The 9,855-nt window shown below is 70.7% G+C and carries 11 protein-coding genes; 5 read left to right on the top strand and 6 right to left on the bottom strand.

Annotated elements, in window-relative coordinates; translation table 11 throughout:
* Window positions 1–62 precede the first annotated feature (62 nt).
* Window positions 63–998, top strand: a complete 936-nt coding sequence (hemC, locus tag JYK17_RS07160) for a hydroxymethylbilane synthase (protein WP_128804100.1) — start codon at window positions 63–65, stop codon at window positions 996–998.
* Between the two features lie 48 nt (window positions 999–1,046).
* On the opposite strand, the gene JYK17_RS07165 is transcribed toward hemC, so the two are convergent.
* The 4 genes from JYK17_RS07165 to JYK17_RS07180 all read right to left on the bottom strand — a co-directional run bounded on the left by JYK17_RS07165 (window position 1,047) and on the right by JYK17_RS07180 (window position 3,883).
* A complete protein-coding gene (locus JYK17_RS07165) occupies window positions 1,047–1,565 on the bottom strand; it encodes a hypothetical protein (protein ID WP_108015797.1) in 519 nt (172 codons plus the stop codon).
* A 194-nt stretch (window positions 1,566–1,759) separates the two neighbouring features.
* Window positions 1,760–2,614, bottom strand: coding sequence for an ABC transporter permease (locus JYK17_RS07170; protein WP_108015798.1), 855 nt, complete (start codon window positions 2,612–2,614; stop codon window positions 1,760–1,762).
* Window positions 2,574–3,434, bottom strand: coding sequence for an ABC transporter ATP-binding protein (locus JYK17_RS07175; protein ID WP_222810042.1), 861 nt, complete (start codon window positions 3,432–3,434; stop codon window positions 2,574–2,576). The genes JYK17_RS07170 and JYK17_RS07175 overlap by 41 nt, the downstream gene beginning before the upstream one ends.
* Window positions 3,431–3,883 (bottom strand): MarR family winged helix-turn-helix transcriptional regulator, encoded by a 453-nt coding sequence (locus JYK17_RS07180; protein WP_222810043.1) that lies wholly within the window; start codon window positions 3,881–3,883, stop codon window positions 3,431–3,433. Before JYK17_RS07180 ends, JYK17_RS07175 begins: the two co-directional genes overlap by 4 nt.
* Before the next feature lie 237 nt (window positions 3,884–4,120).
* Between JYK17_RS07180 and JYK17_RS07185 the strand changes: the two genes are divergently transcribed.
* Window positions 4,121–4,915, top strand: a complete 795-nt coding sequence (locus JYK17_RS07185; RefSeq protein ID WP_108015801.1) for an RNA polymerase sigma factor SigF — start codon at window positions 4,121–4,123, stop codon at window positions 4,913–4,915.
* Window positions 4,916–5,068: 153 nt separating this feature from the next.
* Window positions 5,069–5,872, top strand: a complete 804-nt coding sequence (locus JYK17_RS07190) for a VOC family protein (protein ID WP_181362663.1) — start codon at window positions 5,069–5,071, stop codon at window positions 5,870–5,872.
* Here the strand turns inward: JYK17_RS07190 and glgX are convergent.
* Both glgX and JYK17_RS07200 read right to left on the bottom strand, forming a co-directional pair.
* Complete coding sequence (gene glgX / locus JYK17_RS07195; protein ID WP_222810044.1) at window positions 5,869–8,064, bottom strand: glycogen debranching protein GlgX; 2,196 nt, start codon at window positions 8,062–8,064, stop codon at window positions 5,869–5,871. The genes JYK17_RS07190 and glgX overlap by 4 nt on opposite strands.
* Window positions 8,061–8,573, bottom strand: a complete 513-nt coding sequence (locus JYK17_RS07200; RefSeq protein WP_108015804.1) for a pep a2 — start codon at window positions 8,571–8,573, stop codon at window positions 8,061–8,063. Before JYK17_RS07200 ends, glgX begins: the two co-directional genes overlap by 4 nt.
* Window positions 8,574–8,888: 315 nt before the next feature.
* Here JYK17_RS07200 and JYK17_RS07205 point away from each other — a divergent pair, with 315 nt between their 5' ends.
* On the top strand, window positions 8,889–9,188 hold the full coding sequence (locus JYK17_RS07205) for a DUF5133 domain-containing protein (protein ID WP_108015805.1): 300 nt from the start codon (window positions 8,889–8,891) through the stop codon (window positions 9,186–9,188).
* A 101-nt stretch (window positions 9,189–9,289) separates the two neighbouring features.
* Window positions 9,290–9,855: maltotransferase domain-containing protein (locus JYK17_RS07210; RefSeq protein WP_222810045.1), on the top strand; the 566-nt coding region annotated here is incomplete at its 3' end.

Genomic DNA, 9,855 nt, shown 5'->3' on the forward strand with positions numbered 1-9,855 from the left:
ATGCGGATCCCGAAGCCGCCGTATGGCACGGACAGCCCCTCCGGGAGGTCTATCGTGTCCGCATGTCCGTCCCCGAACTGATCCGTATCGTCTCCCGCGACTCGCCCATGGCGCTCGCCCAAGTGGAGCGTGTCCGCGCCGAGTTGGCGGCCCTGCATCCCGGTGTGCGCACCGAGGTCGTACCGGTGAGGACGACCGGTGACAAGTGGATGGGTGCCCTGTCCAGGGTGGAGGGCAAGGGGGCGTTCACGAAGGAGGTGGACGCCGCGCTGCTGGCGGGCGAGGCCGATCTCGCGGTGCACTGCGTCAAGGACGTGCCCGCGGACCGGCCGCTTCCGGCGGGCACCACGTTCGCCGCGTTCCTCAAGCGGGACGACATCCGCGACGCCCTCGTCCACCCGGGCGGTCTCACCCTTGACCAGCTTCCGGAGGGCACCCGGATCGGCACCTCGGCGGTGCGCCGCGTCGCCCAGCTCGCGGCCACCCATCCGCATCTGGAGTGCGTGCCGTTCCGTGGCAACGCCAACCGGCGGCTGGCGAAGCTGACGGCCGGCGAGGCGGATGCGCTGCTGCTCGCGGTGTCGGGGCTCGAACGCATCGGGCGTCAGGACGTGATCAGCGAGATCCTCTCCCCCGAGACGATGATGCCGCCCATCGGCGCGGGCATTCTCGCCCTGCAGTGCCGGGAGGACGACAGCGAGCTGATCGACGCGGTCAGCGGGCTCGGCGACCCGGACACGTATCGGGAGGCGACCGCCGAGCGCATGTTCCTGCATGTGCTGCAGGGGCACTGCAACAGCCCGATCTCCGGGTACGCGCGCGTGGAGCACGGTGGCGAACTGTCCCTGCGGGCCTGTGTGTTCACCCCCGACGGCAAGACCCGGCTCAACGCCCACGAGTGGGCCGGACGCCTGGACCCCGCCACGCTCGGCACGTCGGTCGCGGTGGCACTGCTGCGCCAGGGGGCACGCGAGATCATCGACGGCATCCCGCACTGAGCCCGCGTCACGCTCGCGGGCGCGACGCGGCGGCGAGCCGGATCCGGCTCAGGCGGTGCCCTCCTCCGCCTGGTCCCGCAGGAACTCGCTGACCTGGTGCGCCAGGCGGTCCCGCACTCCGCCGGTGTGGGGAACGGGCTCCTCGTGCAGTCCGATGCCGCCCGCCCACAGCCTGCGCTCGGCCCATTCGTCGTCGGCCCGCAGCTGCACCTGGACGTCGATCTGGCTCAGCGAGGCCTCCGGACCGGCCGCGTAGAGCACGGCGGTGGCCCGGCGCAGCGGGTAGACGTCGAAGCCCTCGATGAACTGCGAGTTGCGCCAGTCGATGAACGCGGCCTCGCCGTCGGGCCCGATCCGTACGTCGATCTGGCCGTCCTCGAGGTGCACGGTGGTGTGCCGGTTGCCGCGGTTCTCGACGGTCACGCGGACGCTGAAGTACGTGAGCCCCTCGGCCGCGTCGTCCCGTCCGCGCGGCGGCTCGGACGCCTCCAACCGGTGGACGCGGACACGCAGGCCGTCGTGCTCGTCGTACTCCTGCCAGTCCCCGACCACGTTCGGCTCGTACACAATCCACCTCTTCGACCTCAGAGAGCTGCTTCCTATCTGTGCGCTCAGTGCACTGTCAAATGAGCAGAATGCGCTGTGGCCAGCGCATTCACCCCCTTTGATCACTGATCAAGCCGTGCGCAGGAAGAACGGTCCGAACTGGCCGTACGGGCGTGCATGTGTGCGTGTGGCACATCACGTTCCGGGGCGCTCGATCAGCGGGCCAGCCGGCCGAGGAGGGAGGAGGCCGCGGTGATGCCGAGGAGGGCGGCCACGAGGAGCACCGCGAAGTCGAGCGCCACGTGCGCGTGCGCGCCGATCAGCAGCCCGCGCAGCGCGTCCACCTCGTAGCTCAGCGGGTTGACCTTGCTGACGGCCTGCAGCCAGCCGGGCATGACGGAGATCGGGTACAGGGCGTTGGAGCCGAAGAACAGCGGCATGGTGATGGCCTGTCCGATGCCCATGAGGCGGTCGCGGCTGATGACGATGCCGGCGATGGTCATCGACAGGCAGGAGAAGAAGACGGAGCCGAGGACGACGGTCCCGAGGACGCCGAGCAGTTTCAGCGGGTTCCAGGTCAGTGCGACGCCGAGCAGAGCGGCGATGACGACCACGACCAGGGCCTGGATCAGCGACTTCACTCCGGCCGCGAAGGCCTTGCCGGTGATCAGGGCCGAGCGTGGAGTCGGCGTGACCAGCAGCTTGTTGAGGATGCCGGCGTCGCGCTCCCAGATGATCTGGATGCCGTAGAAGATGGCGATGAACATCGCGGACTGGGCGATGATGCCGGGCGCCATGTAGTCGATGTAGGGGATGCCACCGGTGGGTATCGCGCGGATCCGGGTGAAGGTCTGACCGAAGATCAGCAGCCACAGGGCGGGCTGGATGGCCCGCGTGTAGACCTCGGTGCGGTCGTGGCGCAGCTTCTGCAGCTCGACGGTGCACATCGCGCCGACGCGGGCGGGCAGCAGCCGCCAGCCCGCGCGAGGCCGGGGCGGCCGCAGCAGCAGATCGATGCCTTCGACGCGCTCAGCCGACGCGGTTGGCAGTACGGCGGGTGCTTCGGACATCGCGGAAATCTCCTGACTTGTCGTCGAGACCGCTGCCCGCCACGTCCCGGAAGACGTCCTCCAGCGTGGGCAGCGGGGCCGAGGCCGGGGCGCCTTCGGCGCGCCGGCGTTCACCGAGCCCCTGCCTCAGTTCGGTGGGGGTGCCGAGGGCCCGCACGCGGCCGCGGTGCATCAGGCCGACCCGGTCGCAGTACTGGTCGGCCTCGTCCATGTAGTGGGTGGTCACGAGCACGGTCATGCCGGTGGCCGCCCGGACGGCGTTGATGTGCTCCCACACGCCGGTGCGGGCGATCGGGTCGAGGCCGATCGTCGGCTCGTCGAGGATCAGCAGGCGGGGTGCGCTGACCAGCGCCTGGGCGAGTTCGAGGCGGCGGATCATGCCGCCGGAGTAGGTCTTGGCGAGCCGGTCGGCGGCGTCGGTGAGGTCGACGGCGGCCAGCGCCTGGCCGACGCGCTCGGCCCGCTCGCGGCGGGAGACGTCGAAGACCCGGGCGAACAGCGTGACGTTCTCCCGGCCGGTGAGGCCGGCGTCGGCGGACAGCTGCTGCGGCACATAGCCCAGCAGGCGCCGTACGCCCATGCGGTCCTTGGCCGCGTCACTGCCGAAGACGCGGACCATCCCGGCCGGTACCGGCAGCAGCGTGGTGATGCAGCGGATCGCGGTCGTCTTCCCGGCGCCGTTCGGGCCGAGGAGTCCGAAGACCTCGCCCCTGTGCACCGAGAGGTCGAGTCCGTCGACGGCTTTCGTCTCGCCGAAGAAGTAGGCGAGGCCCGTGCAGGTCACGGCCTCGGGCTCCGCGGCGTCGATGTCCCGTGTCATGCCTGATCGGCCTCCTCGTGCAGGTTGTCGGCCAGCTTGCGCAGGGCCGGGATCGCCACGCCCAGCGCCTCGCGGTCCTTGTCGTCGAGCCGGGACAGGCCTCCCCGCACGAGTTCCGAGCGGCGTCTGCGCCACTCGTCGATCCGGGCCTCGGCCGCGGGGGTCGGCATCAGCCGGGCGGCCCGCCGGTCGGCCGGGTCGGTCTCGCGCGACAGATAGCCCTGCCGCGACAACTGGTTGACCAGCGTCGAGACGGAGTTCCCGGCCAGGTGCAGCTCCTTGGCGGCGTCCGAGATCCCGATGCCCGGCCGGCCCACGACCAGGCGCAGCAGTTCGACCTCGGCACCGCGCAGTTGCGGGGTGATCTGAGGGCGCAGTCGGCGCCGGAGCAGCCGGTGGACACCGGTGAGGGCGTCGATCAGCTCGTCCGGGAAGGGGTCGGGTTCCACCCTTGGAGATTACCTCTGTAGCAGAGGTAACTAACCCAAGGGACGGTCAAGCCTCCGACGAGCACCATCCCGGTGTCCGCTTTAGTGTGAAAGGAGCGACTCCGGGCATGTGGAGTACGTGCTTCGGAACAGGAGGCACGTCCGTGGGAACCGATGCCTTCCCGGACGTCCCCCTGTGTCCGGGTCCGTGTCTCCCATGGTGACTGTCCCCGGCACCGCCTCTGGGAGGTGCGCACCATGCCGGTCACCAGCGGCAGAACCAACCCCCACCCGCACGACGACGCCCCCGACACCGCCGAGGCCTTTTTGCGGCTGGCGCGGCTGCCCGAGGGTCCGCAGCGCAGAAGGCTCAGGGACGAGCTGGTCGAGGCCTGGCTGCCCATGGCCGAGCGGATCGCCGTCCGCTTCAAGGGGCGCGGAGAATCCCTCGAGGACCTCTACCAGGTGGCGGCCCTCGGTCTGGTCAAGGCCGTCGACCACTACGACCCGGCCCGCGGCCACGCCTTCGAGGCGTACGCCGTGCCGACCGTCACCGGCGAGATCAAACGGCACTTCCGCGACCACATGTGGACGCTGCATGTGCCGCGCCGCGTGCAGGACCTGCGCAACAGGGTGCGCCAGTCCGCCAAGGAGCTGTCCCAGACGACCCCGGGGCGCGGACCCACCGTCCGCGAGATCGCCCGGCACGCGCAGCTCAGCGAGAGCGAGGTGCGCGCGGGCATGGAGGCGCTCGAGTGCTTCTCCGCGCTGTCGCTCGACGCCGAGATGCCCGGCTCCGACGGCTACTCCCTCACCGACGCGATCGGTGGCTCCGATCCGGCCTACGACGTCGTCGTCGACCGGGTCGCGGTCGGGCCCTGCATCCGGGCGCTGCCCGAACGCGAGCGCACCATCCTGTACCTCCGCTTCTTCCGGGGCATGACGCAGAGCCGGATAGCGCAGCAGCTCGGCATCTCCCAGATGCATGTCTCCCGCCTGCTCAGCGGCTGTTTCGCCCAGCTGCGTGAGGAGCTGCTGACGGAGAACGGCTGAGCATGCTCGTTCCCCGGCGCATCGCCCGGGTCCCGGCCGGGGCACCGTTTCGGCCGCATGCGAGGGGTACTCGGCAGGCGCCCGGAGCGGTTCCGGCCGGACACTGGTACGAGACCGGTGGCCGCCGGAGGACGAGACCAGGACGCGACTGCCATGAACCACGATTTCTCCAGCCCTCGCGCGACGACCCGCGTCGTCTCCTCGCGCTCCGTTTCCGGGGCGCCCTGCTGGGTGAGTCTGACCAGCCGTGACGTCGACGCCACCGAGAAGTTCTACGAGGCCGTACTCGGCTGGGAATGGCGCTCCGCCAAACTCGGCGACCGCTTCCGGATGGCGCTGGTCGACGGAACGCCCGTGGCCGGGATCGCGGGTGTCGCCTCCATGTGGCAGGTGGCGGTGGCGTGGACGCCGTACTTCGCCGTGGCCAGTGCGGACGAAGCGGTGTCACGGGCACAGGAACGGGGCGGGACGGCCGCGGTCGGCCCGATCTCCTTCCCGCCCGGACGGGCCGCGCTGCTGGCCGACCGGGACGGCGCGACCTTCGGCATCTGGGAGGGCTTGCTCGTCGCGGACTGGGAGAAGTGGCGCCTGGCGGCCCCGACCTTCATCAGGCTGCACACCCGCGACGCCTTCGACGCCGCGATCTTCTACGGCGAGGTGCTGGACTGGGCGTCCGGACGGCCCGGCTCCTGCGAGGTCCGCTACGAGGGCGGCGAGGTCGTCCTGCGCAGTCAGGGCTCCGTCGTGGCGCGCATCGAGTCCGGGGCTCTGGGCGCGGCCCCGGACCCCACCATCCGGCCCCACTGGCAGATCCACTTCGTGGTCGAGGACGTCGCGGCCTGCGTGCGCGCGGCCGAACTGCTCGGCGGCAGCGTCCTCACCAAGGGCAGCGACGAGGCCGTCCTGCGCGACGCCGACGGCGCGCAGTTCACGGTGACCTCGCACCGCGAACGCTAGCGCTTCGCCCCACCGCCCCCGCGGCCCCGTGTGCCCCGCGTGCCCCGCGACATCGCGGCGGAGGGGCGGGACAGGAGCACGAGGCTGCGGCGCTCGACCACGACCGTGCCGTTCGCCTTGTGCTCGGACTCGTCCGGAGGTCCCTGGGGTTCGGCGGTGTCGATCAGGGTCGTCCAGCGCTCCCCGTAGGTGACGTCCGGCAGCCGGAACTCCACCGGCTCCCAGTAGCTGTTGAGCAGCAGCAGGAACGAGTCGTCCACCACCCGCCGGCCGTCCGGGTCGGGTTCGGCGATCGCGTCGCCGTTGAGGAAGACGGCGACGGAGTGCGCGTCCGGGCGCTGCCAGTCCTCCTCCGTCATCTCCCGAGCGTCCGGCGCCAGCCACATCAGGTCGGGCAGGGGCTGGTCCGCGTGCGTCGGGGTCTCGCCGCGGAAGAACCGGCGGCGGCGCAGCACGGGGTGCGCGGCCCGCAGTGCGATCACGTGCCGTACGAAGTCCGCGAGTTCACGCTGCTCCTCGGTCAACCGCCAGTCGATCCAGGAGACTTCGCTGTCCTGGCAGTAGGCGTTGTTGTTGCCGCCCTGGGTGCGTCCGAGTTCGTCGCCGTGGCTCAGCATCGGGATGCCCTGCGACAGCAGCAGGGTGGCCAGGAAGTTGCGCTGCTGGCGGGCGCGCAGTTCCAGCACGGCGGGGTCGTCCGTGTCGCCCTCGACGCCGCAGTTCCAGGACCGGTTGTCGCTCTCGCCGTCCCGGTTGCCCTCGCCGTTGGCCTCGTTGTGCTTGTCGTTGTACGACACCAGGTCGCGCAGCGTGAACCCGTCGTGCGCGGTGACGAAGTTGACGCTGGCGCGGGGGCGGCGCCGGCTGTGCTGGTAGAGGTCGGCGGAGCCGGTCAGCCGGGAGGCGAACTCGCCCAGCGTGTGCTGCTCGGCGCGCCAGAAGTCCCGTACGGCGTCGCGGTACTTGCCGTTCCACTCCGACCACAGCTGCGGGAAGTTGCCCACCTGGTAGCCGCCCTCCCCCACGTCCCACGGCTCCGCGATCAGCTTGACCCTGCTGATCACCGGGTCCTGCTGGATCAGGTCGAAGAACGCCGACAGCCGGTCCACCTCGTGGAACTGCCGTGCCAGCGTGGCCGCGAGGTCGAAACGGAAGCCGTCGACATGCATCTCGGTCACCCAGTACCGCAGCGAGTCCATGATCAGCTGCAGGACGTAGGGGTGCCGCATCAGCAGGCTGTTGCCGGTGCCGGTGGTGTCGTAGTAGTGCTTCCAGTCGCCGTCCACCAGGCGGTAGTAGGAGGCGTTGTCGATGCCGCGGAAGGAGAGCGTGGGGCCCTTCTCGCTGCCCTCGGCCGTGTGGTTGTAGACGACGTCGAGGATCACTTCGAGCCCGGCCGCGTGCAGCGCCTTGACCATCGACTTGAACTCCTCGACCTGCCGGCCGCGGGTGCCCCGGGCCGCGTAGGCGTTGTGCGGGGCGAAGAAGCCGATCGTGTTGTAGCCCCAGTAGTTGCTCAGACCGCGGCCCTGCAACACGCCGTCCTGCACGAACTGGTGCACCGGCATCAGCTCGACCGCCGTCACGCCGAGTCCGGTCAGATGCTCCAGGACCGCGGGGTGCGCGAGGCCGGCGTAGGTGCCGCGCAGCCGGGGCGGGACGTCGGGATGGGTGCGGGTCAGGCCTCGTACGTGGGCCTCGTAGATGACGCTCTCCGCGTACGGCCGCATCGGCGGCCCGTCGTCGCCCCAGTCGAAGGCGGGATCGGTGACGACGCCGAGCATGGTGTGCCCGGCGCTGTCGGAGCGGGAGGGCCCGTTCGGTGACCGCTCGAAGAGCGAGGCGTGGTTGTCCACCTGGCCGTCCACCGCGCGGGTGTACGGGTCGAGGAGCAGCTTCTTCGGATTGCAGCGGTGGCCGAGGTCGGGGTGCCAGGGGCCGTGCACCCGGTAGCCGTAGCGCTGTCCGGGCCGCACGCCCGGCAGATAGCAGTGCCAGACGAAGCCGTCGACCTCCGTCACCGGGATGCGCCGCTCGCCGCCCTCGTCGTCGACGAGGACGAGTTCGACCTGCTCGGCGACCTCGCTGAAGAGGGCGAAGTTGGTGCCCTTCCCGTCGAAGGAGGCACCCAACGGGTAGGGGTGCCCGCTCCTGACGGGCACCCCTTCCGTGTGGCGTCGCTTCGCCGTCACCGGGCATCCTCCAGGACGCCGTCCGACTCGCGTACACAGCCGGACAGCACCGCGGCCCGCGTCTCGCGGGGCACCTGGAGCACCTCGCGCAGCTGCGGCTCGGGCGGCACGGGCACCAGCGGCACGCGCTCGCCGGCCCTGGCCCGCTGCGAGAACCAGATGACCTTGCTGCCGGTGGCCGTGGCACAGCAGCCCCAGCCGTCGCTCATCGCGGCGATCCGCCGGAGGCAGCCGCGCAGGTCCTGGTCAGGACGCAGTTCGCTGTCGTTCTCCCCCACGGCGGTGATCAGATGCTGCCCGTTCCACCACATCTCGATCGACGTGCTCTTGTCCCTGGCGTGCCGGTCGATGGCCTGCAGCAGCAGCTCGGCCGCGCCGCACACGGGCTCGACCAGTGTCTCGAGGTCCCAGAGCCGCAGGTGTGCGGCGAGAATGCGCCGGACCTGCCCGACCCGCTCCGGGCTGACCTCCACGTCGAGGTGGTAGTAACAGGGCGCTGCGGTCTTCATTTCGTTGGCTCCTCACCCGCGAGGCTCCCGCCGTCCTCGCCCCTGCGGGACGAGCCCCGTATGCACAGCGTGAGCGGTGTTCGCTTCTGAGTCACCTCAAGAGTGGGAGCACTACGCCATTCGTGCAACACGAGCGGCCTCGCGGTGATCGATGGACCCTAGGTGGTAGTTGAAGATCCAACAAGACGCTGAGTCGTCGTCCGTGCACCATGTGTGAAGACCTCGATGCCCGTAACGGATCCGCGCGTGCTCACGCGCGGGCGCCGCCCGACGGTCGGGAGACGCGCGATCGAGCCCCGGAAAGTGAAGGGCGTCATGCTGCTACCTGCCAAGGCCGAGGTGGCCCGGCAATTGCGGCGGTACCGGGCGTGGGAACGCGTCATGCTCGCGTCCCCCGCCGACCGCGCGGTGCGGGCCACCTTCGAGGACTCGGGTTACACCCTGTGCGTCCTGATGGGCAAACGCTGTGCCCGCGAGGCGGCGGACGCCGCCGAACGGTATCTGCGGTCGACCCTCGGCACCTATCTCCGGGAACAGGACGAGAGGTCCCAACCCGATGTCGCGGCGCGCCGCGGTCCTCCGGAGGTGCAGCGGCGTCTGGCCGGGGACCGGTGACCCCCGCGGCGCACACGAGCGGGAGGCGATCCTTCCGGCGCAGTTCACTACCCCGACCGGGCCGACTGGCCCGGTTTTCCAGCACGGTGGAGGTGAGATCCATGAGCTCGATTCCGGCCATCGGCCGCATTCCGGTACGGGACGTCCAGCCGGCGGTGGAGTGCGGAAGGTTCCCGGCCAAGGCGGTCGCGGGCGAGACGTTCCAGGTCACCGCGACCGTGTTCCGCGAAGGCCATGACGCGGTCGCGGCCAATGTCGTCCTGACCGGCCCCGAGGGCCAGCACGGCCCATGGACACCCATGCGGGAGCTGTGGCCCGGCTCCGACCGCTGGGGCGCCGACGTCACCCCCCTCTCCGAGGGCCGCTGGACGTTCCGGGTCGAGGCCTGGAGCGACCCCGTGACCACCTGGCGGCGGATCGCCCGGATCAAGATCCCGGCGGGCATCGACACCGGTCTGGTCCTGGAAGAGGGCGGCGACCTGCACGAACGGCTGGCCGCCGGGGTGCCCGAAGGTCCGGGCCGGGACGCCGTGCTGGCGGCGGTGGCGGTGCTGCGCGACGACTCGCTGCCGGTCGCCACCCGATTGGCGGGTGCGTTGACGCCGGAGGTGGATGCGGTGCTGGCGCGGCATCCGCTGCGGGAGTTCGTGACCGCCTCGCAGTCTTT

The sequence above is a fragment of the Streptomyces plumbidurans genome (assembly GCF_019857225.1).
GTDB lineage: Bacteria > Actinomycetota > Actinomycetes > Streptomycetales > Streptomycetaceae > Streptomyces > Streptomyces plumbidurans.

Excerpts from the sequence above, each read along its gene's own strand:
- hemC (WP_128804100.1), top strand. The coding sequence starts at position 63 with ATGTCCGTCCCCGAACTGATCCGTATCGTCTCCCGCGACTCGCCCATG.
- JYK17_RS07205 (WP_108015805.1), top strand. The coding sequence starts at position 8,889 with ATGCTGCTACCTGCCAAGGCCGAGGTGGCCCGGCAATTGCGGCGGTAC.
- JYK17_RS07175 (WP_222810042.1), bottom strand. The coding sequence starts at position 3,434 with ATGACACGGGACATCGACGCCGCGGAGCCCGAGGCCGTGACCTGCACG.
- JYK17_RS07185 (WP_108015801.1), top strand. The coding sequence starts at position 4,121 with ATGCCGGTCACCAGCGGCAGAACCAACCCCCACCCGCACGACGACGCC.
- JYK17_RS07170 (WP_108015798.1), bottom strand. The coding sequence starts at position 2,614 with ATGTCCGAAGCACCCGCCGTACTGCCAACCGCGTCGGCTGAGCGCGTC.
- JYK17_RS07190 (WP_181362663.1), top strand. The coding sequence starts at position 5,069 with ATGAACCACGATTTCTCCAGCCCTCGCGCGACGACCCGCGTCGTCTCC.
- JYK17_RS07200 (WP_108015804.1), bottom strand. The coding sequence starts at position 8,573 with ATGAAGACCGCAGCGCCCTGTTACTACCACCTCGACGTGGAGGTCAGC.